Below are 24,567 nucleotides of genomic sequence, written 5' to 3'. Positions count from 1 at the left end.
CAAAATTTAACCCTCGCCCGACTGCATTGCGGCACCGCCGGCGCGCGTGTGCTTCTGCGCGCCCGGAGCCATGGAGAACCGTGAACGCCACAGCCACAGCATCCCCCGGGAGCGCACGCATACGCGTGCTGCTCGCCGCTTTCGTCTCCTTCCTCCTCATCGCCGCCGGCGCCGTGATCGTGCCACCCGCGCACGCCGCCGGTGCGATGGTCACTGCCACGGTCGCCTCCGCAGGCGCCTCCGGAGTGAGTGTGCAGGTGCAGGCGAGCGGTCTCCCCGAAGTCGAGGGCGCATACGCGGCGCTCATCGTGAAGGGGACGGAGGCGGGCCTCTCCGGTGGTGGCGGGTACGCCGTCTTCGTGATGCCGACCGTCGCCGGAGGGGCGAGCACGTTCACGCTCGACGCACCGGCCGGCTCGCTGGACCGCACGAAGACCTATGAGGTTCTCGTCTGGCAGAAGCACTCGAACCCGAACGAGACCACGATTTACGGCCGCGGCGACGTCGGCATCTCGGCCGGGCAGTGGGACGCGGTGTTCGGTGCCGCCCCCACCGATCCGGGAACCGACCCCGGAACCGATCCGGGGACCGATCCTGGCACGGATCCGGGGACCGATCCCGGTACGGATCCGGGGACCGATCCTGGTACGGACCCGGGCGAGACCCCGAAGTCGGCGACGATCGAGGTGTTCCTCGCCGACGGCACGACTCCGGCCGCCGGTGTGGCGCTCAAAGCCGGCGACAAGGTCGTCGTGAAGGGCTCGGGTTACGACCCGGCGGCGAACCTCGGGACCGAGGGCCGTGGTGTGCCGATCCCGAAGCACCTGCCGCAGGGCACCTACGTGGTGTTCGGCAACTTCGCTTCGGCATGGCAGCCCTCGACGGGTGCGGTATCTTCGAGCCGTTCCGTCGGTGCGCAGACGTGGGCTCTGGCCGAGGGCGTGCTGAACCAGGTTCCCGCGCAGTACCAGAGCGCGATCCGCGCGCAGTGGGTCGACATCGCGGCCGACGGCACGTTCCAGGCGACCGTGACCCTGAAGGATGCCGCGGCGACGCCGGGGTCTTACGGGATCTACACGTATGCGGCCGGTGGCGTGATCAACGCCGACCAGGAGCGCAGTGTCGCCCTGAACTACACCGAGACTCCGACGGTCTCCACAGCCGTGAAGACGGCGACGGCGACGAACGGTCTGACCGTCACGGCCTCCGGGACCAAGCTCGGAGCGATCCCGGGTGCGTACGTCGCGTTGATCGAGAAGGGCACCGAGGCGAACGTCACCGGCAGCGGCGGGTTCCTGGCGATGCAGTACGTGCGCCCGATCTCCGGCGGCGCCTTCACGGTGGACCTGACCGCCGCCGCCGACAAGCTCGACCGCACGAAGTCCTACGAGGTCATCGCGTGGAAGCAGCACTCGAACCCCGATGCGAGCACGATCTATGCACGCTCGACCATCGCCGTCACCGACGCACAGTGGGAGAGCCTGCAGCCGGCTCCGGTCTCGGCGGCGATCGAGGTGTTCCTCGCCGACGGCACGACTCCGGCCGCAGGTGTGGCTCTCAAAGCCGGTGACAAGGTCGTCGTGAAGGGCTCGGGCTATGACCCGACCGCGAATGTCGGTGGACGCGGGATGCCGATCCCCCAGCACCTTCCGCAGGGCACCTACGTGGTCTTCGGCAACTTCGGCTCGACATGGCAGCCTTCGACGGGTGCGGCATCGTCGACCCGATCGGTGGGCGCGCAGGCCTGGGCTCTGGCCGAGGGGGTGCTGAACCAGGTTCCCGAGCAGTACCAGAGCGCGATCCGTGCGCAGTGGGTCGACATCGCCGCCGACGGCACGTTCCAGGCGACGCTGACGCTGAAGGACGCCGCGGCGGCCCCCGGTTCCTATGGGATCTACACGTATGCCGCCGGTGGCGTGGTCAACGCCGACCAGGAGCGCAGCGTCGCCCTGAACTACGGCGACACCTCGGTCATCACCTCCACGGTGAAGTCGGCGAGCATGAAGGACGGCCTGACCATCACCGCTGCGGCTTCGAAGCTCGGTGCGATCACCGGTGCCTACGTCGCTGTGATCGAGAAGGGCGCCGAAGGGAGCGTCACCGCAGGCGGCGGGTTCGTCGCGATGCAGTACGTGCAGAAGGTCACGGGCGGCGCGTTCACGGTGGACCTGACGGCCGCGGCCGACAAGCTCGACCGCACGAAGGCGTATGAGGTGATCGTCTGGAAGCAGCACTCGATGCCCGATGCGAACACGATCTACGCTCGCGGCGCCATCACAGTCAGTGACGAGCAGTGGGACGCGCTCTTCCCGGCGGGGCCGACTGTGGGCACGACGGTCAAGGTTGCGACCGCGAAGGACGGCCTGACCGTCGCAGCAGCGGCCACCAATCTCGGCGAGATCCCTGGAGCCTATGTCGCCCTGATCGAAGCCGGCACCGAGGGCAACGTGAGTGCCGATGGTGGGTTCCTCGCGATGCAGTACGTGCAGAAGGTCACGTTCGGTGCCTTCGCGGTCGATCTCACGACCGCGGCGAAGAACCTCGACCGCACGAAGTCGTATGAGGTCATCGTGTGGAAGCAGCATTCGATGCCCGACGCGAGCACGATCTACGCCCGCTCGACCGTGACGATCACCCCGCAGCAGTGGGACGACCTGTTCGGTGTGACGGTGCCGGAGAAGCCCGTCACCCCGACGACTCCGCCCACGAACGTCCCTGGCGGATCACTCCGCTGGGCGATCTCGTCGTCGTTCACGAACTACATCACGGGTGACATCGCGAAGGGCTCCATCGCGGTCTCCGACGGCGCGACCCGTTCGGGCGGGCAGTTCCAGTTCGGTCAGACCGTCGGCGGCGACTTCGACGTGAACACCGGCCTCGGCAGCGTCGTCTATCGCGGCTCGGTGCGCTTCACCGGTCACCAGGGCGTGCTCGATGTGACCGTGTCGAACCCGCAGATCCGCATCACCTCGGCATCGGCGGCGACGCTGTACGTCACGAGCGGCGGCGCACAGGTGCCGTTCGCGACGCTCGATCTCTCCAACGCGGCGCGCATCGCGGCCAACGGTGCCGTGACCTACACGGCGGCGCCCGCGGCGCTGACGGATGCCGGTCGAGACCGCGTGCTCGCCGGCTACGGCACCGCGCTGAACCCGGTGACATTCACGATCGGCTCCGTCGCGGCGGCGCCGGCCGGTTCGAGCGGAACGGTTGCTGCCGCTGTCGTGAAGCCGAAGACCACCCTCCCTGCTGCCCCGCCGGCGACCGAGGGCATCCAGGCAGACGACGAGAACCTCGCAGCCCTCGGAGCGGGCCAGCCGGCCACGGTGTCGGCATCCGGGTTCCGCGCGAACGAGCAGGGCATCAAGGTCGTCGTGTACTCGACGCCCGTGCTGCTCGAGACGGTGACGGCCGACGCGAACGGCGTCGCGACCTGGTCGGGTTCGCTGCCGGCAAGCCTCGAGGACGGCGAGCACACCCTCACGTTCCAGGGCTCGGTGAACCGCGGTCTCGTGTTCACCCTGAACAGGGCGAACACCACGATCGGTGTGTGCACGGTCGAGGGCGCAACTCTCAAGTGGGGATACAAGGAGTCGTTCCGCACCTACATCGAGGGCATCGCGAAGGGCGGGTGGACGCTGACCGACGTGGCCTACCAGTACCCCGACTACGTGTGGGAGAACGGCACCGGATCGTTCGACGACAAGACCCTCGCGGGCCTCGTGACCTACGGCGGCAGCATCACCTTCACGGGTCACGACGGTGCGCTCAACACGACGCTCGGGAATGCGGCCGTCGAGCTCGCTGGGGACAAGGGCTACCTGGTCTTCGACGTGACCGGTACGACGCAGGGCGGCGAGAGCATCGACCAGAAGGGCGTTCGCCTCGCGGAGTTCGCGCTCGGCGACGCGGCGGTCGTCGACGGCGTGCTGACGCTCGACGCAGTCCCGACCACGCTGACCGAGGCCGGAGCATCCGCATTCGGCACCTACGCCGCAGGCGAGCAGCTCGACCCGGTCACCGCCGTGATCCCGGTGGGCGCGGCCTGCGGCGTCGCGGAGGAGAAGCCCGCCTCCGACTCCGAGGCCACCGCCGCGGTGACCACCGCGACCGAGCCCGCGGCATCAGACGGCGCCCCCGTGTGGCCGTGGATCGTGGGCGGCCTGATCGTCGTCGCCCTCGCGGCGACCGGTGGTGTGCTCATCGCCCGCCGCAACCGCACGGAAGAGACCGCGCAGACGACGACCGAGGTCTAGTCGAGACGCGATACGGACGGCCCTCCCCGCAGCGGACGCGGGGAGGGCCGTCCTTCCGCGACGCCCCGGGTACGCGACACGCGTCGGCGGTGGGACAATGGATGCATGGCCCCCACCGATTCCCACCAGACCGTCGAAGCGACCGTGCGCCGTGTGCCGCGGTACGGCGTGCTCATGGGCATCGGCGTCGTGGTCGGCGTGATCGCCGCCGGCATCCTCACCTGGACCGGCAGCTTCGACGAGTCGCAGGCCCTCGACGTCGTCTACCCGCCCGGTCAGGTGTTCGGCTTCCTGCTGCTGTGGACGGTGCCGATCGGCATCGCGCTCGGCGGCGTCACCGGTCTGATCCTGGAGCGCATCGCCCGCCGTCACGACCGCGTCGTCCGGGTCGACCGCGAAACCGTCGTCGACGAGGACTGACCCCTTCACCTACCGCCGAGTGCACGGCGTACCGCCGAGTGCACGGCGTATCGCCGAGTGCACGGCGTACCGCCGAGTGCACGGCTTCTTCGCGCAGCTATCCCGTGCACTCGCAAGCAATCCGTGCACTCGCGGGGACGGTGGATCCCGGAAGCTGCGGGGGCTAGGCCAGCTCGGCGATCACCGGACGGATCGCGGCGTCGAACGCCACGACGTCGCGGCGCAGACCGTCGGTCACCGCCACCGTGAGCGCTCCGATCCACCAGATGCCGCGCTGCGAGAACGGCAGCACCTGCACGTTGAGCTCGAACGAGTGCGCGCGTCGGCCGACTTCGCGCTCGAACTCCGCGATCGCACTCGCATAGGCGCGGTATGCGTCGCCTCCGGTGTGGCTCTTCATCGAACTCACGTAGCGGTCGTGCGCGGCGCGCGCGTAGAGCAGAGCCGACGTCGCCTGCGGGGCGATGGCCGCTGTGAGCTCCTCCGCACCGTGGGCGGGCAGGGCGACCAGGGTGTCGAACCCGTCGATGAGCTCGAGTGGCACGTCGGAAGGATGCGCGCGCGGCTCGACCGTCATGTCCCAGTAGTCGCGCCACTGGGCCTCGATCGTGGGGGAGGCGTCGACGGCATCCGGCGCGCGGACGGCGAGTTCGCGGAGGCTCGGCAGGTCTTCCGGAACCCGGATGCCGAGGCGCTGCCGCAGCGCGAGCGCGACGAGCACGGGTACGCTCGCGTCTTCGCGGATGAGCCACTGCGGCTTGTCGGCCATGGCCCCATCGTAGGCGGCTCGGGGCTCCGGATCCGAGGTCCGACTTCGCGGAGAGTCGGACCGGCCGCGGGCGGTAGGCTGGAGACGTGGCTGCCTCCCCCACCAATCCCTATTCCGAAGCCGGCGTCGACACCGCTGCAGGTGATCTCGCCGTCGAGCTGATGAAGTCTTCCGTGCGCGCGACGCACGGTCCCGAAGTGCTCGGCGGTGTCGGCGGTTTCGCCGGCCTGTTCGATGCCAGCGCGCTGCGCGACTTCCGTCGCCCGCTGCTCGCGACCAGCACCGACGGCGTCGGCACGAAGGTCGCGATCGCGCAGGCGATCGACAAGCACGACACGATCGGGCAGGACCTGGTCGGCATGGTCGTCGACGACATCGTCGTGGTGGGCGCCAAGCCGCTCTTCATGACCGACTACATCGCGTGCGGCAAGGTCGTCCCGGAGCGGATCGCCGACATCGTCCGCGGCATCGCCCAGGCATGCTCGGCCACCGGCACCGCGCTGGTCGGCGGAGAGACCGCGGAGCACCCGGGCCTGCTCGGCCCCCGCGACTACGACGTGGCGGGAGCGGCGACCGGAGTGGTCGAGGCCGATGCGATCCTCGGCGCGGAACTCGTGCAGGACGGCGACGCGGTGATCGCGGTCGCCTCCAGCGGACTGCACTCCAACGGCTACTCCCTGGTTCGTCACATCGTGACCCGCGCGGGCATCGGCTACGGCGACAACGCCGCCGACTTCGGCACGACCTGGGGTGAAGCGCTCCTCGAGCCGACCCGCCTCTACACGCTGCCGCTGCTTCGTCTGATCGAGCAGCTCGGCGGCTCCACGGGAACCGGCGGCGTGCACGCCCTCAGCCACGTCACCGGCGGAGGCATCGCGGCGAACCTCGCGCGCGTGCTCCCGCAGGGCAGTTGGGTCGAGGTCGACCGCAGCAGCTGGTCGCCGAGCCCGGTCTTCCGCGTGCTCAGCGATATCGCCGGGTCCACGCTGGAGTCGGCGGAGGGCACCTGGAACCTCGGCATCGGCTTCCTCGCCGTGGTCGCCGCGGAGAAGAAGGATGCCGCGATCGCGGCGCTGAACGCCGAGGGCATGCCCTCGTGGCAGGTCGGGACCGTCGGCTTCGGGCCGCGTCCGGCCGGCGAGTTCGAACAGGGCGCCAAGGGCGTCGACGGTGGAGCAGTGCGCCTGGTCGGCGCCTACGCGGACGGAGCGAAGTAAGAGCCCATGTGCGGCATCGTCGGAATGGTGGGCTCTGCCCCGGTCAATCAGGACATCTACGACGCACTCCTGCTGCTGCAGCACCGCGGCCAGGATGCGACGGGAATCGCCACCGCCGAGGCGAACGGCGTGATGCACAACGCCAAGGCGCAGGGAATGGTCCGCGAGGCGTTCCGCACCCGCGACATGCGAGCCCTGCTCGGCAACGTGGGTCTCGGCCACGTGCGCTACGCCACCAAGGGCACGGCCTCGAACGAAGAGGAGATGCAGCCGTTCTACGTGAACGCGCCATACGGCATCATCCTCATCCACAACGGGAACCTCACCAACACGCGTGAGCTCACGGCCGACATGGCCAAGCGCGATCGCCGCCACCTCAACTCCTCCAGCGACACCGAGCTGCTGCTCAACGTGCTCGCCGGCGAGCTGCAGAACACGACCTCGACCGTCGACCTCGACCCCGAGCGGGTGTTCGAGGCCGTGGCGCGCACGCACGAGCGCATCGAAGGCGCCTACGCCGTGATCGCCGTCATCGCCGGCTACGGTCTGCTCGCCTTCCGTGACCCGTTCGGCATCCGTCCGCTGATCCTGGGCCGTCGTCCCTCGACGGTCCCCGGCGCCGAGGGCAAGGACGAGTGGGTCGTCGCGAGCGAGTCGCTCGTGCTCGAGAACGGCGACTACGACGTCGTGCGCGAGGTCGAGCCGGGCGAGGCGATCTTCATCACCAACGACGGAGAGCTGTTCTCGAAGCAGTGCGCCACGGCCGCCACTCTCGCACCGTGCGCCTTCGAGTACGTCTACCTCGCCCGTCCCGACTCCGTCATGAACGGCATCTCGGTGTACGAGTCGCGTCTGCGCATGGGCGACCGGCTCGCCGACACGATCGCCAAGCACGTGCCGATGGACAAGATCGACGTGGTCATGCCGATCCCCGACTCGTCGCGCCCTGCGGCGATGGAGGTCGCCCGCAAGCTCGGCATCGAGTACCGCGAGGGCTTCTACAAGAACCGCTACGTCGGCCGCACCTTCATCATGCCGGGACAGGCGGTGCGCAAGAAGAGCGTGCGCCAGAAGCTCAACGCCATGTCGACCGAGTTCCAGGGCAAGAACGTGCTCCTGATCGACGACTCGATCGTGCGGGGCACCACCTCCAAGGAGATCATCCAGATGGCGCGCGATGCCGGCGCCGCCTCGGTGACCTTCGCTTCTGCTGCGCCTCCCGTGCGGCACCCGCACGTGTACGGCATCAACATGCCGTCGCGCCACGAGCTCATCGCGCACGGGCGCACGATCCCCGAGATCGCCGAGGAGCTCGGGTGCGATCACCTGGTCTACCAGGAGGTCGAAGACCTCAAGGCCGCGATCATCGAGGGCTCGGCGCTCACCGATCTCGACATGAGCTGCTTCGACGGCCGGTACGTGACCGGCACCGTCTCGGATGAATACCTGGCCTGGGTGGAGGGGTCACAGACCTCATGACGATGCCGAGTGCGCGACCGCTCTGGCAGGGTCGGGCTCTCGCACTCGTGGGGATCGTCCTGGTGGCGTTCTCGCTGCGCTCGGCGGTCGCCTCCCTGTCTCCGGTCATCGACCACGTCGCCGAGGACTTCCCGGTCTCGCCGGTCGTCGTCGGCCTCATCGGTGCCGCACCGCCGGTCTGCTTCGCGATCTTCGGTCTGCTCACGCCGCTGTTCGAGCGTCGATTCGGCCTGGAGCGGATGGCGGTCGCCGCGATCACGCTCATGGCTCTGGGCCTGCTGCTGCGCGGCCTCGCGTTCGATTCGACGACTCTGCTCGCGGCCACCGCGGTCGTGTTCGCGGGCGTCGGCTCGGGCAACGTGCTCCTCCCGCCGCTGGTGAAGAAGTACTTCCCGGATCGGCTCGGGGTGATGATGACCATCTACTCGACCACGATGGCGGTGTCGACGTTCCTGCCTCCGCTGGTCGCCGTGCCGGTGGCCGACTCTCTCGGCTGGCGGGTGTCGCTGGGGATGTGGGGCATCGTCGCGGGTATCGCACTGGTCCCGTGGGTGGCGCTGCTGCTGAAGAACGGCTCGCGGGCGGTCGAGCCGGTGAATCGCGATCCGGTGAAGAACGAGCTCCTGGCCCCCGACCCGACCGACGGCGTCGACGACGTGCAGGATGCGGTGGCCGTCGCGACCGGTCCGATCTCGACCACCCCGGCGAACCGCCGGTACTTCGCCCGGCTGTGGCGGCTTCCGCTCGCCTGGGCGCTCGCGATCGTCTTCGGGGCGTCGTCGACCATGGCGTATGTCTCGTTCGCATGGATGCCGACCATGCTCGTGGACATCGGTGACGTCACTCCGGCGACCGCGGGCTTCCTGCTCTCCCTCTTCGCGCTGATCGGTCTCCCGTGCTCGCTGCTCGTGCCGATCCTCGTCGTGCGCTTCCAGGCGACGCGCCCGCTCTTCTTCGTCGCGGTCGGCGGAGGGCTGGTGGGGCTCGCCGGCTTCCTGTTCGCGCCGACCGTGGCCCTGCCGCTGTGGGTGAGCATCTTCGGCCTCACAGCCATCATGTTCCCTCTGAGTCTGGTGCTGCTCAGCATCCGCGCCCGCACTCCGGAGAGCGCAGTGGCGCTGAGCGGCTTCGTGCAGAGCATCGGCTACGCCATCGCGGCGACTTTCCCCCTGCTGGTCGGACTGCTGCACGAGACGACCGCGGGCTGGCGGATTCCGCTGCTCGTCATCGCGGGTGTGCTGATCGTCGCGATCCCCGCCGGCATCGTCGCGGGGCGGCGCCGCACGGTCGAGGACGAGTGGGAGCACCGGCACGGTCGCTGGTGAGTCTGCGGGCCGGCGCCTGCGCGACGTCACTCGGCCATGCGTTCCCCGGCGGGGGAGAGCACCCACCAGATGCCGCCGACGCCCTGACCGTTGACGTCTCCTGCGGCGGCATCACCGGCGAAGTAGTAAAGCGGCCAGCCGTTGAGGGTCACCTGAGTGGAGCCGTCGGCCGTGGTGATGGTGCCGACTTCGCCGGTCACGCCTTCGACGGCCGGCGCGTCGCTCTCGACGGTCAGCGGCGGCCAGTTCGTCAGGCACTCGCCGGTGCACGAGCTCTTCCCCGAGCCCTGCGTGTCGTTGTCGAACATGTAGAGCGTCTTCCCGTCGGCGTCGACGACGATCTCGCCGAGATCCGAGTCCGCGGTCATCAGAGTGCCTGAGCCGGACGACGATCCCGAGGTGGGGGCGCTCGATCCGGAGGACTGGCCGTAGGCGCCGCCCGTGTCCTGCGCCCCACCGCCGGAGCTTCCGCCGGTCGACGTGCAGCCGGCGACGACGAACGTCATGAGCAGCGCGGCGACGGCCGCGGTCTTCGAGACTCTCGAGAGCATGGTGAACCTCCTGTGCAGGACCGCGGGTGCGGTCATGGGGTACACGAGAGGCGACGGGGAAAGGTTCAGGGTCCGTCGAGCGCCGATCGCATCAGCACGGTTCCGGAGTCGACGGCACGGATCTCGACGGCGGCGATGTCGGACGCCGGGAGTTCGGTGCCGGCGCTCAGGCGCGCCGTGGTTCCGGGGTGCGCGCGCCAGGTCGACAGCACGCTCTCGGTGCCGTCGTCGCTCACCACCACCAGCGCGTAGGCCCATCCATCCGCGGGCGCGTCGCCTTCGCTGCCATAGTCGCAGATCATGTCGAGTCGGGTTCCCCAGGCGACATCGGTGAGGCTGACGGATGCGGTCAGCGGCGCGTCTCGAAGCTGCTCGAGCGCGATCGTCGTCGACGGTGGACGCAGAGTAGAGATCACGGGCACCGCCACGGTGGCCACCACGATCGCGGCGGCTGCGGCGATGCCGACGATCCGCGCACGGCGACGGCGTCGGGCGCGCTCGGTGGCCAGGGACAGCACGCGCGCGCGGTGCTCCGGGGCCGGAGTCTCGACACCCGCTGCCTGCAGCAGCGATTCCGCCCGCTCGGGGGGTACCCGGGAGAGCAGGCCGGGGATCGGCGTGATCTCGGCGATGGCCGCGCGGCACTCGGCGCACTGCGAGAGGTGCGCCTCGTATTCGGCGCGATCGGCGGCGCTGAGAGCCCCGAGTACGTAGGCGGCATCCCCGTCGGCATAGCGCCCGTGGTCGGCGTTCATCGCGTCACTCCCTTCTCCTGCAGCCCGAGACGCAGCGCGCGCAGGCCGTAGTGCAGCCTCGACTTCACGGTTCCCTCCGGGATCGTCAGCTCGTCGGAGATCTCCGACACGGTGAGCCCTCGGTAGTACGCGCGGATCACGACCTCGCGATGCGCCTCGGAGAGGGCCGAGAGCGCCTCTTCGATGAGGATCGCATCGAAGATGGCGTCTGTCGCGTCTCGCATGGCGGAGTCTGGGGGTTCATCCGTCGTGATCTCCCGGCGGTGGTGGGCGCTGCGCACCTCGTCCACGACCAGGTGTCGGGCGACCGTGTACATCCAGGATCGTGTCGATTCCGGATCGTCGGCGAGGATCCGCGGAGTGCGCCAGGCGCGCAGCAGCGTCTCCTGGACCACGTCGTCGGCACCCGCTCGATCCCCGGTGAGGTGCACGACATAGCGCCAGATCGGTGCCGCATGCGCGTCGTAGAGCGCGCCGAGACGCGCCGCATCATCCTTCGGCATCCGCCACCTCCTTCGGTCCTCTCCGAAGACACGAGACAGCCGGGCGAGAAGTTCATCTGAACCTCGCGCGATGTCATCCCGTGTCCTGAGTATGGACCTCTTCGAGATCGACGGCCTCCCGCTGCATCCGCTCATCGTCCACGCGGTGGTCATCCTCGTGCCGCTCACGGCGCTGGCACTGATCCTCGGCGCCTTCCTGCCCGCCGCGCGCAAGAGGCTCGGCGTCGTCACACCGATCGCCGCGCTGGCCGTGCTGGTGCTCGTGCCCATCACGATGCTCGCGGGTGAGGCGTTGGCGCAGCAGGTGGGACCGGTGCCGGCCGTCGTCCATCATGCGGCTCTCGGCGGGCTCCTGTGGCCATGGGCGCTGGCGATGTTCGTCGTCGCCGCGGTGCAGTGGTGCTGGTACCGCTTCACCGAGGGGCCTCGCAGGACAGCGCGCATGATTCTGGCCGCATTGGCCGTGGTGAGCGGCGCAGGGAGCACGGTCATGGTCGTGCTCATCGGCGAGGCCGGCGCCCGGGCGGTGTGGGGCGGGTGAGAACAGCTTCTGTCGACGTCGGAGGGGCGGCGGTGACGTCGTCTGTCGTGTCTTCGGTCACGTCGGGAATCCGGCTGTATCGATATGTCCCCACGCTCTTCAGCTGGGTCAGCGCCTGGACCAACGCGCGTAGCTCTCTCAGTGGGACAGCCCTCATCGAGATCTCTCGTGTGCCTCTGTCGGCAACGGTGACCTTCATCTTGTTCGCAGGGAGCCATCGGCCCACGGGGCTGACGACGGATTCGTAGTGAAGGATCGAAGAAGCTCGGAAGAGAAGCCGCCTACGGAACAGGATTCCTCGATGGATCTCCACGACCCCGTCGGGTGAGAGGAAGAACCGGGACGGTGCGCGCACGCTCCACAACGCGATGACGATGATCAGAGCTGTGCCTGCTACCACCGACCACGCCGCTCCGATCAACGACTGGACGATGATGATCGCCCCGATCCAGATCGCACCGATGGCGATCACGCCGAAGAGCCTCGACCGCGCGATGAGTGTGCCCTGCCGATGATTCGGGAAGACACTCTGAATCGCTGAAGTCGCTTCTTGGGCCGTGGCATGAGGAGACAAGAAGTTCTGTGGGTCTCCCTCACCCGATCCGCCCGACACGCGCACGATGCTGCGATGAGCCAGACGAAACAGAACGGGCTGCTGCAGATCGAGCAGGGTGATGTCAGCGCAATCGATCGTGCGCGTCCTGGTCGACAGCAGTCCCTGTCGGGTCTCGATCAGTTCCGCCGTCCGCCGGATCCGGAAGTTCGACATCTCCGCCATCCTGGAGATGACCCCTGTCGCGATCGCCAGCGCACACGTGCCTGCCAGGGCGACCACCATCATCGCGACCGGCAACCGGATCAGTCGTTCCCAGAGAAAGAGGGAAGTCTGAATGATGTCGCGTTCCAGGAACTGCGAGAGCAATCCGATCGCGGCGATGGCGAGGGGGAAGATGACGTACCACCGCGAATGCGTGAAGGCGTACAGCCAGATCTCGGCGCCCGTGAACTCCTCCGTGTCGTCGAAGAAGTCGACATCGCGGGCGCCCGCCTCGCGGGAGCTTTCGATATGGGTGCGGAGTTCTGCGATCGCCGCAGGGGTGAGTGCTCTGAAATGGATGTCGTTCGCCTGCCCCGTACCGTGGGCGACTCGGAGTTCGGATCGCCCGAACAGGCGCAGAAGCCAGGGGGTTTCGACATAGACGCCCCGCACACTCGACCAGGGCACCTGCATCGAACTCGAGCTGACATAACCTGACCGGTACGTGAGCTCGGATTCGAGGGGCTGATACGTCGTGCTCCGCCACTCGGCAACCGCGAAGACGAGTCGCACGACGAACCCGACGAGCAGGATCAGATACACCACGAGTGGCACGGGCTTGCCGACCAGTGCGCTGATGAGAAGGGAGACTGCGGTGCCGACGATGCCGCCGAGGAGGGCGCGAACACCGACGATCGCGATCATGACGCGGCTGTTCCTTCTAACCATGAGCATCGGGAGCATGGGCCGATCGGACTTCGCGTTGCAGATCGATGAAGGCGTCGTCGGTGACACCGTCGATGTCGACGTACGATCCAGGAACCCGCAATCGGACCTTCACGAGCCCGACGGACCGCATGATCGGTCCCTGGCGCCGCTCGACGATCAGGATCTGCTGCATCGGCAAGAAGTTCTCTCGCTGGAAGACGACGCCCTCCGAGGTATGGATCCCGTCAGAGGAGACGGAGTATCGAAAGCTCCGCACAGCAGCCGGCGTCAGCCAGGTGAGCTCGATGAGCGCGACGACTACGGCGAGTCCGAGGACCGCGAAGACGATGGGGATCCGCATCGCAGGGATGCCGAGCACGAGCCCGACTGCAGCGATGAGGAGTATCGCCCAGAGTATTGCGCTCCGCAGAACGGCGACGACCACGGCCTTCGGTGCCAGTTGCATCAATTCGCTTTCGGTCTCGCGATGAGTTCTGTCTCGCGATGAGGCGGGTGGGAGGAGGTCGAGGATGCGCCTGGCGCTACGCGGAGCGCGGCGGTGCGGTGGACGAGCGCACGATGAGCTGAGGGTCGGTGGAGGGCATCTCGCCGACCGCATCGTGTCCCTCGATCTGAGCGATCACCCGGAGCGCGGCCGCGCGGCCCATCGCCTCGAAGGGTTGGCGGACCGTGGTGAGCGCGGGGGAGGCGTAGGCGGCGAGGGCGATGTCGTCGACGCTCACCACCGAGACGTCGTCGGGAACGCTGCGACCGGCCTCGTGCAGCGCGCGGATCAGTCCGAACGCCATCTCGTCGCTGCTGACGAACACGGCCGTGGCCTCGGGGATGGCCGCGATCGTGCGACCGGCGCGGTAGCCCGACTCGGGCGTCCAGTCGGCGGGGATCAGCGGCGGGGGAACGATTCCGCGGTCGCGGAGCGTCTGTTCCCACGCCTCGCTGCGCTGCTGCGTCTCGGTCCAGTAGTCGTCACCGGAGACGTGCCAGACGGTCTTGTGCCCGAGATCGAGCAGGTGCTCGACGGCGAGACGCGCGATCGCGCGCTGGTCGACGGCGAGCGGGGCGTCTTCGTCGAGAGAGGTGCGCTCGCTGCGGGTTGCGGGGGTGCGTTCGGTGCGCGCCCGCATGGCCGGACTCTCGAGCTCGACCGGCACCCCGAGGATGATGCCTTCCGCGCCCTGACGCTCCAGCCGGTCGAAGGCCTCCAGGAACGCCTCGGCCGACGCATGGTCGGCGACGGCCGCCGTCGAGACGGTGTATCCGTTCGCCGCAGCCGCCTGCTGGATGCCGACACCGAGGGCCGCTGACGAGTATCGGTCGGTCGAGACGACGATCACACCGAGCACACGGGTGCGGCCGGAGGCGAGGGATGCGGCGGCGGCGTGCACGCGATAGCCGAGCTCTTCGACCGCTGCGAGCACGCGCCTGGCGGTGTCGGGGCGCACGTTGTCCTGCCCGGACATGACGCGCGACACGGTCTGCGTGGAGACTCCGGCGAGCTGGGCGACATCGACCTGGCTGGGGGCGCGGTCGTCTCTCGGGCGACGAGGTGACATGTGCTCAATGGTAGCGATCAATCGGCGTGAATCCAGGAGGCGGCGAGTCGTGTGATGCGATAATGTGAACGCAAACACTCGTGCTTGGAGCGCTATGCCTGACCTTCTCGCCTCGGCTCTCGACGACTCTTCCGTCGCCGTCGACGCCCCGGCCGCCGCGTCGCCGATCGGCGCGCCCACCTTGACCTGGCGTGACGGGGAGATTCTCCGCGACGGCGTCGCCCACCGCATCCTGGCGGGCTCGATCCACTACTTCCGCGTCCATCCCGACCAGTGGGAGGACCGCCTCCGTCGGCTCGCCGCGATGGGCGCGAACACGGTCGACACGTATGTCGCCTGGAACTTCCATGAGCGCGTCGAGGGGGATGCGCGCTTCGACGGCTGGCGCGACATCGAGCGCTTCATCCGCCTCGCCGGAGACGTCGGACTCGATGTCTTCCTCCGGCCCAGTCCCTACATCTGCGCCGAGTGGTCCAACGGCGGCATCCCGTTCTGGCTGTCGGGGCGGGTCACGGCACTGCGCACCAGCGACGCCGACTTCCTCGCGGCGGTCGACGCGTGGTACGACGCGCTGATCCCCCGCCTCGCCCCTCTGCAGGCGGCGCACGGCGGACCGATCGTCGCGATCCAGATCGAGAACGAGTACGGCTCGTTCGGCAGCGATTCCGCCTACCTCGCACACCTGCGCGATGGGCTCCGTCGCCGCGGGATGGTCGAGATGCTCACGACCGCCGACGGCATCACCGGCGACATGATCGAGCACGGCAGTGTGCCGGGTGCGATGGCGACCTTCACCTTCGGTACCGGCGTCGCGCGGGCGGTCGAGCTGCGTCGCGAGGGCGATGCGCTCATGTGCAGCGAGCTGTGGGGCGGCTGGTTCGACCACTGGGGCGAACGGCACCACGTGCGCTCCGCCGCGAGCACCGGCGGCACGATCGCGGAGTTGTTGGCTGCGGGCGGATCCGTGAGCCTCTACATGGCGCACGGCGGCACGAACTTCGGCCTCTGGAACGGGGCGAACCATGACCAGGTGCTGCAGCCGACGGTCACCAGTTACGACTCGGATGCACCGATCGGCGAAGACGGCACGCTGAACGAGAAGTTCCATGCGCTGCGGTCGATGTTCGCGCCGTTCCATGCGGGTGAGCTCCCTCCGATCCCCGCCGATCCGCAGCGGCAGAGCGCCGCGACCGCACCGCTCGAACCACGGGTTTCGCTGGGGGAGCTGATCGCGACTCTCCCCGTGACCGGCGACGTCTCGCCGCGACCGCGCACGTTCGAAGAGCTCGGTGCTGAAGACGGTCTGGTCGCGTATCAGGCGGACGTGTCTTTTCCCGCCGAGGCCGTGCTCACGATCGACGGACTGCATGACCGTGCCGTGGTGTCCCTCGACGGGCTGCGGCTCGGCGTGCTCGAGCGCGATGGCGATACCTCGCTCTCCCTGCCCGTAGGCGGCGGCGCCGGGCGGCTCACGATCGTGGTCGAGAGTCTCGGGCGCATCAATTACGGTCCGTACACGGGTGAGGGCAAGGGCATCATGCGCGGCGTGATGATCGGCCGCCGGCTCGTCAACGGGTGGACGCATCGCCTCATCCCGCAGGATGCTCCTGCCGTGACCGCGCATTCGGCGACTACCCACTTGGCGACTCCCCGCTCGGCGGCTTCCGGCTTGCCGGCGGACGCCTCCGACGGCCTCGCCGTCGCCTCGTTCGACGTCGCCGAGCCGCTCGATGCCTGGCTGGCGTTCCCCGCGGGATCGAAGGGGATGGTCTGGCTGAACGGGTTCCTCCTGGGGCGGTACTGGAAAGTCGGACCGCAGGAGACGCTCTACGCGCCGGCACCGCTCTGGAAGGTCGGCCGCAACGAGATCGTGGTGCTCGATACCGATGGCCTTGGATCGAAGGTCGAGATCCGTGAGGAGCCCTCCTTCGGAGAGACCGAGGAGTTCATCGGCTCCTGAGCCGGAACGTCAGAAGAGCCGCCTCGCACCGTGTGCGCGGGGCGGCTCTTCTCGTCTGTGGCGGATGACTTTTGGCCAATGTTTGCGCTCGCTTATAACGGAGCCTTGATATACCAGACTCCGTCTGCATATTGTGATAGCGCAAACATCGAGGTGTGTCATCGATGATCATCTGCGACGCATCGGGGCGTCTGTGCTCCCGGACGTCGCTCCGACCGAGAGGCAAGACGTGTCGAAACCTTCCCGACCGCCCCGCGCGGCCGTCGCCCTCAGCTCCCTGCTGGCGACGGCGCTCGCGTTCGGCGGCGTGCTCATCCAGGCGCCGGCTGCGCAGGCTGCCGATCTGATCCCCGTCCCCAAGACCGACTACCGCCTGCACGGGGTGTCGAGCGAATCGGACCCCTACCCGGCTCCGCCATCGGTCGACGGCACGGCGCTCGCCGCCTTCGATGGTGATTTCGGTACGCAGTGGGTCTCGCGCTACACGGAGAAGGCGCCGTTCCCGCACTGGCTGTCCATCGACCTCCAGCGCTCCGTCTCCGTCAAGGCGCTCGACTACTCGGGCAAGCTCGGACAGCGGATCGACGCGAAGAATGTCGAGGTCTACGTGACCGACGACGCCCAGGCTGCCACCCTCTCGCCGGCGGACGGCGGGTGGGGTGCCGCGGTCGCGACGGCGACCCTGCACGCGCCGACGTCGAACAGTGAGAAGCAGCGCATCTCGCTCGACACCGCGGTCGAGGGTCGGTACGTCGCGCTGCTGATCATCGATGCGCAGGACATGACCGGCAATGGTGCCGGTGGGGGTGAGATCGAGATCCTGTCGGACCAGGAGCTGCCTCCCATCGTCACCGAGCCGGAGGGCCCCGACACCGACGAGAAGGTCGAGATCGCCGACGGCGGCACGACTGCGGTCGTCTCGACCGAGTTCCCCCGCATCGCCGAGTACCGGGTGGGGGACGACAGCATCACCGGGCAGCGCACCTCCGCGAAGACCTGGTCCGTGAACGGGACGAGCTACCCGTCGGAGACCACCTCGACCTCCTCCGCGACCGGAGTCGACTACGTGTCGAAGCTCACCGGCATCGACGTCACGGTGCGCAGCAGCATCCGCGTCGCGAAGAACGGCACCGTCGGGTTCGAGGTCACCGCCGTCGAAGGCTCGGCGACCGTGACCACGCTCGGGCTCCCGGACAACGCGTTCCTCTCCGCGAGCGCTGCGGACGGCGGGGCGACGCTGGATCGCACCGTCATCAGTCCTGACAGCACCAAGAACGCCGACGAGCACATCGCGGTGAACGCATCCACGGCGACCGGCCAGAAAGGGGCGGCATTCGCGTTCCTCGGCAACGGAGCGCTGGTCGGCAGCGTGATCACCAATGCGACGACCCAGGCCTCCGGGGGGACCGCCTCCTGGAACACCCGCCTGACCACGCGCGTGACCGAGGCATCGGGGCGCACGGCCGAGATCGGATCCAGCGCCTGGCTGGTTCACCCCACCACCGCCGTCGACAGCCGCGTCACCACCTACGCCCTGCCCCAGGTCACCGTCCTCCTCGCCGCCGACCGCAACGGCGACGCGACCGTCGACTGGCAGGACGCGGCGATCCGCTATCGCGAGGTCGACACCCCGCGTCTCGGTGCCGACCGGGTCGCGGAGCGTGTCGTCAGCCGCATCCCCTTCAATTTCGCGTCCAGTGCGACGAACTACTTCGACCTCGTGCTCGACAACACCAAGCGCATCGCGAACCAGACCGACGGCCTCGGCCAGTGGGTGCTCAACAAGGGCTATGGCAGCGAGGGCCACGACTCGGCGAACACCGACTACGGCGGAAACTACAATGAGCGTGCCGGTGGTCTCGACGACCTGAACACCCTCGTCGACGAGGGCGCGAAGCTCAACGCCGACATGAGCGTGCACGTCAACGCCACGGAGATCTACCCCCAGGCCAACGCCTTCGACCCGGCGATCCTCGACGGCGACGCCCCGTACAAGAAGGGGTGGGCATGGCTCGACCAGTCGTACTACATCAATCAGCAGGCAGACCTCGGCACGGGTCGTGTGCTCGATCGTTTCCAGCAGCTGCGTGACGAGGTACCGGGGCTCAGCGGTGTCTACATCGACGTCTACTACTCCAACGGCCGGGTCGCCGAAGAGCTCGCGGACGAGCTGAACGGCATGGACCTCGAAGTCGCGACCGAATGGGGCGACAAGTTCGTCGACAACACGGTCTGGTCGCACTGGCCGAACGACCTCGCCTACGGCGGCAAGGACAACAAGGGCATCAACTCCACCATGGTGCGCTTCATCCAGAACGGACAGGCCGACATCTGGAACGACGACGCCCTGTTGGGCCAGCAGCGGCTGATCGACGCCGAGGGATGGCAGGGCAACCGCAACTGGGACGGCTTCATGGGCAACATCTGGACGCAGAGCCTGCCGACGAAGTTCCTGCAGCACTTCGATCTGCTCACGTACGAGGCGGGTGCGGAGGCGACGCTGACGGATGACGTCGCCGTGCGCATGGACGGAAGCACCAGGGTCGTCACGATGGACGGGGCGACGGTGCTGCGAGGCGACTCGTACCTGCTGCCGTGGCAGTCGCTGGAGTCGAACGAGGAGGCCGGGTCGCCCGTCGACGCCGACAAGATGTACTTCTACTCCGCATCCGGCGGCGAGAAGACGTTCGGTCTCACCGACGCTTTCCGCGGCAACACGGCCTTCGACGTCTTCGAGCTCGGCGACCAGGGACGCGTCAAGGTCGGCACGGTCAACGCGACGGGCGGTGAGCTCACGCTCACGGGAGACAAGGGCACGGCCTATGTCGTGGTGCCGCAGGGCGGGGCGCAGCGCGCAGCCGTCGACTACCACGACGCCGGTCTCGACGACCCGGGTTTCAACTCCGGTTCGCTCGACGTCTGGAACCCGCGAGGCGAGGTGACGATCGAGCGCACAGATCAGGGAACGGCGAAGACCGAGTCCCGCGGCGACAACATCGCTGTGCTCGGCGCTGCCGCATCGTCCATCACCCAGACCGTCACCGGCCTGAAGCCGGGAGAGCGGTACTCGTTCTCGGCCCAGGTGCAGATCGAGCCGACGGCGACGAGAGACGTCACGGTGGCGGTCGACACGGGGAACGGGGTCGTTCCGGCCACCTGGAACCTCTCCCCGACGGAGAACCGCATGGTGTCGGACTCGAAGGCCGGGCTGGGGTACCAGCGAGGATCGGTCTCCTTCCTGGCACCGGCGTCCGGTCAGGTGGATGTCTCCGTGTCCGCCGTGGCGGGTGAGCCGAAGGTGCGGGTCGACAACGCGCGCATCATGCGCGATACGACTTCGCCTCGTTCCGAGGGCACCGTCTACTCGAACGACTTCGAGGGCAACCAGGCCGGCTGGGGGCCGTTCGTCTTCGCAGGCGACCCCGGCGGCATCCGCACGAGCATCTCGCGCCGCAACGAGCCCTACACGACGAGCGAATGGCGGAACACCGCCATCCCGTTCGACTCGGGGGCACTGGCCGGGCTCGCGGTCGACTCCACCCTGTCGGGGGATCACTCGCTGATGTCGCACTCGGAGTACAGCGGTCTGATATATCGCACCGACCCGACGCTCGTGCCGTTGCAGGCAGGGCACTCCTACCGGATCGGCTTCGACTACCAGGCCGGGGCGAGCGGAGCATACCGCTGGCTCACCGGGACGGATTCCGTGGCGGGTGGCAAGGTCACGTCGACCACGCTCAGCCGCACGGGGATCACCCAGGCGCTGGAGACGGCACAGTTCTCGCAGGACGTCGTCGTCGGATGCGGCGACTACACCTGGGTGGGACTCGAGCGGGTGGGAGGGCCGGAAGTGGACTTCGTGCTCGACGACTTCACCGTCACCGACCTCGGTCCCACCACCGGCGGCACCCCGTGCGCGACCGTGTCCGGCGAAGCGGGCGTCCTGAGCCCCGGTGCGCAGACCGCGTTCACGACCACCTTCACGAACAGCGAGTCCATCGCCGTCGAGAACATCGGCGTGCAGCTCGAGCTGCCGGAGGGGTACGCGGTTGAGGTCGCCGACGGCTCATCGAACCTGTTCGAGACGGTCGCTCCCGGGGACAGTGTGGACACCACGTGGCTGATCACCGCGCCGGCAGCCGCAGCCGGTACGGGCATCGGAATCGGGATCGCTGCGACGTACCTCGCGGATTGCGACGTGCGCACCGTCCGCACGACGCAGGAGGTGTCGGTGTCCTCGCGGGCACGCATCCCCAACTCGCAGATCACGGTGTCGGCGAGCTCCGAGGAGACAGCCGGTGAAGACGGCGCCGCCGCCAACATGATCGACGGCAACGCCGGCACCTTCTGGCACAGCCGGTGGAGCGTCGACGCGACCTCGTATCCGCACGTGATGACCTTCGATCTCGGTGCCGCCGAGAAGATCGACGGCATCTCGTACCTGCGTCGCAACGCGAACCAGAACGGGCCGATCAAGGGCTATGAGGTCGCGGTCTCCGCGGACGGGCAGGCGTACACGCCGGTCACGTCGGGGGAGTGGCAGAACCTCGCCGACTGGCAGGACGTGGACTTCGCCGAGACCACAGCCCGCTACATCCGGGTCACCGCGACCTCATCGATCTCGGGGACGCAGTTCGCCTCGGTGGCCGAGATGGCCGTCTACGGCTCCTCGGCTCCGCAGGCGGGCCATGCGCCCGCGACGCGTCCGGCCGACGACCTGAGCGCGTGCAACCCGGCTATCGATCCGAAGATCGGTCTCGACACCGACTCGGTGCGCGCCGGGGAGACGGTGGGTATCGCGCTCACGGGCTTCGGTCCGCGCTCGACGGTGTCGGTGTGGCTCGACGGCGCGAAGCTGACGGATGCGACGGTCGATGAGAAGGGCGCGCTGTCGACGAGACTGCTGATCCCCACCGACGCCTCGCTCGGGAAGCACCGGGTGATCGTCCAGGACGCGTCCGGTGCGGAACTCGCCAGCGCTCCGTTGAAGGTCAAGAAGGCGAAGCCGGGGAAGAAGGCGACCGTCACGGCCTCCATCGGCTCGGTGGTGGCGGGAGGGAGTCTGACCGTGCAGCTGAGCGGGTTCGAGCCGGACGCGGTGGTGCAGCTGTGGCTGCATTCCGAGCCGGTGCGGATCGGCGAGGTGACGGTGTCCGCCGACGGCGACGCCGTGGCCACGGTCTCGATTCCCGCAGCGACGCCGGCTGGAGCCCACGCTCTCGTCGCGACCGACGCCCAGGGCGTGGAGCTGGCGCGCGGGGACCTCACGGTCACGGCCGGTGCTGCCGCTAGCGCCGGTGGCCTCGCGACGACCGGTGCAGACGGAGCCATCTGGGCAGGGGCGGCGGTCGCCGGTCTGGCCGCGATCACGCTCGGCCTCGTCCTCTGGCTGCGGAGACGCCGACTGAGCTGACGCACCGCCCGAACGGCCCGGAGTGCTCCTCCGGGCCGTTCGCCGTCTCTACCGCGCCCCACCCCGCGTCCGCCCGCCCCGCGCCCCGCCCCGCGTCCGCCCGCCCCGCGTCCGCCCGCCCCGCGCCCACCCGCCCTCGCCCCGCCGAGTGCACGGCTCGTTGTCGAGTGCACGACTTGTACGCGTGGAGATTCCGTGCGCTCGCCAGCTTCCCGTGCGCTCGCTGAGCCTCCGACCCGGCTTGCCCTCCGACGCCGCACACCCCGCAGCCCCCGCACACCGCGCAACCCCCGCACACCCCGCAGCCACGCAGCACCGCACATCCACCGCGCGCAGACGTCCGCCCTCGGCCGATGGGCCGAGGGCGGACGTGAGGGATGAGACGGGGGATCAGCCCTTGACCGCGCCGGCGGCGAGACCGGAACGCCAGTACTTCTGCAGGGCGAAGAACAGCAGCACGAGCGGGATGACGCCGAGCAGGGCGCCGAGCATGACCGCACCCTTGTCCGGGGCGAAGTAGCTCACCATGCCGTAGAGACCGAGGGTCACGGGCTTCAGATCCTGACTCGAGATCATCATGAGGGGAAGCAGGAAGTTGTTCCACGTCGCGACGAAGATGAACAGGAAGATCGTCACCATCGCCGGACCCAGCAAACGCATCACGATCGTGAAGAAGATGCGGGCCTCGCCGGCGCCGTCGATGCGAGCCGCTTCGAGCAGTTCGGTCGGCACCGACGACTGGGCGTAGACCATGCCGAGGAAGACACCGAACGGAGACACCGCCGAGGGGATGATGATCGCCCAGACGGTGTTGGTCAGTCCGAGCGCCTGGAACTCGATGTACAGCGGCACCGTCAGCAGCGCCACCGGGAGCAGGAGCCCGGCCATGATCACGCCCACGGCGATGCGCTTGCCGGGGAACGCGAACTTCGCGATCGCGTAACCGGCCATCACGGCGAACAGGGTGCCGATGACGCCCGCACTCACCGAGTAGAGCATCGAGTTGCCGACCCAGCGCCAGAACAGACCCTGGGTCCAGTTCATCAGGCTGTCGTAGTTGGTGCCGAGGTTCCAGTCGGCGAACCAGAAGCCGAAGGTCGAGGTGAGGTCGGTGTTGTTCTTCGTGGAGGCGACGATGAGCCAGTACACCGGCACCAGGAAGTACAGCGTCGCGATCACGAGCGCGATGATGCCGAACGCGCGCGCGACCGGGGTCGGGGCGATCGAGGGCGGCGGAGCATCCACGTCGCGCGGGCGACGGGGGCGTCGGCGCGTGGATGGCTCAGTGGTGATGAGGCGCGTGGTGGTCATGCGTCGCCCTTCCGGCGCTGCAGCAGCGCGTACACGATCGCGAGCACGCCCGCGATCAGAGCCATGAGCAGGGAGTATGCGGATGCCGGGCCGCTGCCGGACGGTGAGATCTCGCCCATCATCGTGTTGTAGGTGAGCATCATCGGGGTGAAGTCCTTGCCCATCCACGAGTTCGCGGCCTGCAGCACTACCGGCTCGTTGAACAGTTGGATGGTGCCGATGATCGACAGGAGCACGGCGAGCAATGCGGCCCCGCGCACCAGCGGTACCTTGATGCGCATCGAGATCTGGAATCCGGATGCGCCGTCGAGGCGAGCCGCCTCATAGAGGTCGCGCGGAACAGCCTGCAGCGCCGACAGGAAGATCAGCATGTTGTAGCCCGTGTAGGTCCACGTCGTCATGTTCGCCATCGAGAACAGGATCGTGCCCGGTGCCATGAAGTCGGTGCCTTCGGGGAGGAAGGGCAGGAAGGGCGACACCTCGGGCGTGTAGAGGTAGAGCCACATCATCGCCGCGATGATGCCGGGAACCGCGTACGGGAGGAAGAACGAGAGCCGGAAGAGCGTGGGACGGCGCACGATGAACGAGTCCAGCAGCAGGGCGAGGCCGAGCGCGACGAAGATCATCACGGGGATCTGCAGTGCGGCATAGAGGACGACGCGACCCATGCCCGTCCAGAACGCGCCGTTGGTCGCGGCGGTGACGAAGTTCTCGAGACCGACGAACGTGTCGACGAGTTCGCCGCCGCCGTAGAGTCCGTCTCCTGACGGCACCTGCGCGAAGAACGACGAGCGGATCGACACGATGATCGGCACCAGGAAGACCAGCACGAACAGCACCGCGAACGGTGCCATGAACAGCCATCCGGTGAGACCTTCGCGTCGGGTCCCGAACCGGCGCCGGCGGGTGGGATCCGCGGGGATGCGCGATGTCGGCGCCGGTGCCGCACCTCGCGTTTCGGTCACTGTGACCATGGTGTCGCCTCTCGAGGTCAAGACGACGGCGGAGTGCACGATTGCGCGTGCACT

General features: G+C 68.3%; 17 protein-coding genes. 8 read left to right on the top strand and 9 right to left on the bottom strand.

The window, feature by feature from the left end:
• Positions 1-80: 80 nt before the first annotated feature.
• Together ACLFA2_RS05880 and ACLFA2_RS05875 are read left to right on the top strand one after the other, a co-directional pair.
• A complete protein-coding gene (locus tag ACLFA2_RS05880; protein ID WP_426622200.1) occupies positions 81-4,256 on the top strand; it encodes an HtaA domain-containing protein in 4,176 nt (1,391 codons plus the stop codon).
• A 105-nt stretch (positions 4,257-4,361) separates the two neighbouring features.
• Positions 4,362-4,676, top strand: coding sequence for a hypothetical protein (locus ACLFA2_RS05875; protein WP_021199192.1), 315 nt, complete (start codon positions 4,362-4,364; stop codon positions 4,674-4,676).
• Between the two features lie 163 nt (positions 4,677-4,839).
• Here ACLFA2_RS05875 and ACLFA2_RS05870 read toward each other — a convergent pair whose 3' ends face one another.
• On the bottom strand, positions 4,840-5,445 hold the full coding sequence (locus ACLFA2_RS05870) for a hypothetical protein (protein ID WP_021199191.1): 606 nt from the start codon (positions 5,443-5,445) through the stop codon (positions 4,840-4,842).
• An 86-nt stretch (positions 5,446-5,531) separates the two neighbouring features.
• Between ACLFA2_RS05870 and purM the strand changes: the two genes are divergently transcribed.
• From purM to ACLFA2_RS05855, 3 genes are read left to right on the top strand one after another with little or no spacing between them, the layout of a single operon-like run.
• Positions 5,532-6,662 (top strand): phosphoribosylformylglycinamidine cyclo-ligase, encoded by a 1,131-nt coding sequence (gene purM, locus ACLFA2_RS05865; RefSeq protein ID WP_029259549.1) that lies wholly within the window; start codon positions 5,532-5,534, stop codon positions 6,660-6,662.
• Positions 6,663-6,668: 6 nt separating this feature from the next.
• Positions 6,669-8,141, top strand: a complete 1,473-nt coding sequence (gene purF / locus ACLFA2_RS05860) for an amidophosphoribosyltransferase (protein WP_021199189.1) — start codon at positions 6,669-6,671, stop codon at positions 8,139-8,141.
• Positions 8,138-9,466: a CynX/NimT family MFS transporter gene (locus ACLFA2_RS05855; RefSeq protein WP_021199188.1), complete on the top strand. Its 1,329-nt coding sequence runs from the start codon at positions 8,138-8,140 to the stop codon at positions 9,464-9,466. The genes purF and ACLFA2_RS05855 overlap by 4 nt, the downstream gene beginning before the upstream one ends.
• Positions 9,467-9,492: 26 nt before the next feature.
• On the opposite strand, the gene ACLFA2_RS05850 is transcribed toward ACLFA2_RS05855, so the two are convergent.
• From ACLFA2_RS05850 to ACLFA2_RS05840, 3 genes are all read right to left on the bottom strand, one after another.
• The gene (locus ACLFA2_RS05850) at positions 9,493-10,017 is read right to left on the bottom strand and encodes a COG4315 family predicted lipoprotein (protein ID WP_021199187.1); all 525 of its coding nucleotides are present in this window, start codon (positions 10,015-10,017) and stop codon (positions 9,493-9,495) included.
• 65 nt (positions 10,018-10,082) lie between these two features.
• Positions 10,083-10,772 (bottom strand): anti-sigma factor family protein, encoded by a 690-nt coding sequence (locus ACLFA2_RS05845; protein WP_021199186.1) that lies wholly within the window; start codon positions 10,770-10,772, stop codon positions 10,083-10,085.
• Entirely contained in the window at positions 10,769-11,275 is a 507-nt protein-coding gene (locus ACLFA2_RS05840; protein ID WP_021199185.1) for a sigma-70 family RNA polymerase sigma factor, read from the bottom strand. Before ACLFA2_RS05840 ends, ACLFA2_RS05845 begins: the two co-directional genes overlap by 4 nt.
• Positions 11,276-11,345: 70 nt before the next feature.
• Here ACLFA2_RS05840 and ACLFA2_RS05835 point away from each other — a divergent pair, with 70 nt between their 5' ends.
• A complete protein-coding gene (locus tag ACLFA2_RS05835) occupies positions 11,346-11,816 on the top strand; it encodes a DUF2231 domain-containing protein (RefSeq protein WP_373695046.1) in 471 nt (156 codons plus the stop codon).
• Here the strand turns inward: ACLFA2_RS05835 and ACLFA2_RS05830 are convergent.
• The 3 genes from ACLFA2_RS05830 to ACLFA2_RS05820 all read right to left on the bottom strand — a co-directional run bounded on the left by ACLFA2_RS05830 (position 11,776) and on the right by ACLFA2_RS05820 (position 14,855).
• Positions 11,776-13,317: a hypothetical protein gene (locus tag ACLFA2_RS05830; protein ID WP_426622199.1), complete on the bottom strand. Its 1,542-nt coding sequence runs from the start codon at positions 13,315-13,317 to the stop codon at positions 11,776-11,778. The two genes, ACLFA2_RS05835 and ACLFA2_RS05830, sit on opposite strands and share 41 nt — an antisense overlap.
• The gene (locus ACLFA2_RS05825) at positions 13,295-13,747 is read right to left on the bottom strand and encodes a PH domain-containing protein (RefSeq protein ID WP_029265257.1); all 453 of its coding nucleotides are present in this window, start codon (positions 13,745-13,747) and stop codon (positions 13,295-13,297) included. The genes ACLFA2_RS05830 and ACLFA2_RS05825 overlap by 23 nt, the downstream gene beginning before the upstream one ends.
• Positions 13,748-13,823: 76 nt before the next feature.
• On the bottom strand, positions 13,824-14,855 hold the full coding sequence (locus ACLFA2_RS05820; RefSeq protein ID WP_021199181.1) for a LacI family DNA-binding transcriptional regulator: 1,032 nt from the start codon (positions 14,853-14,855) through the stop codon (positions 13,824-13,826).
• 94 nt (positions 14,856-14,949) lie between these two features.
• Here ACLFA2_RS05820 and ACLFA2_RS05815 point away from each other — a divergent pair, with 94 nt between their 5' ends.
• A complete protein-coding gene (locus tag ACLFA2_RS05815; RefSeq protein WP_426622198.1) occupies positions 14,950-16,815 on the top strand; it encodes a glycoside hydrolase family 35 protein in 1,866 nt (621 codons plus the stop codon).
• A 229-nt stretch (positions 16,816-17,044) separates the two neighbouring features.
• The gene (locus tag ACLFA2_RS05810; RefSeq protein WP_426622197.1) at positions 17,045-22,228 is read left to right on the top strand and encodes an endo-alpha-N-acetylgalactosaminidase family protein; all 5,184 of its coding nucleotides are present in this window, start codon (positions 17,045-17,047) and stop codon (positions 22,226-22,228) included.
• Between the two features lie 390 nt (positions 22,229-22,618).
• Here the strand turns inward: ACLFA2_RS05810 and ACLFA2_RS05805 are convergent, their stop codons facing one another.
• Both ACLFA2_RS05805 and ACLFA2_RS05800 read right to left on the bottom strand, forming a co-directional pair.
• Positions 22,619-23,539, bottom strand: coding sequence for a carbohydrate ABC transporter permease (locus ACLFA2_RS05805; protein WP_029259542.1), 921 nt, complete (start codon positions 23,537-23,539; stop codon positions 22,619-22,621).
• Positions 23,536-24,513, bottom strand: coding sequence for a carbohydrate ABC transporter permease (locus ACLFA2_RS05800; protein ID WP_029259541.1), 978 nt, complete (start codon positions 24,511-24,513; stop codon positions 23,536-23,538). The genes ACLFA2_RS05805 and ACLFA2_RS05800 overlap by 4 nt, the downstream gene beginning before the upstream one ends.
• Between the last annotated feature and the right edge of the window lie 54 nt (positions 24,514-24,567).

This window comes from Microbacterium sp. As-52 (assembly GCF_049949185.1).
GTDB lineage: Bacteria > Actinomycetota > Actinomycetes > Actinomycetales > Microbacteriaceae > Microbacterium > Microbacterium maritypicum_A.
This window is presented reverse-complemented; position numbering and strand designations above follow the sequence as displayed.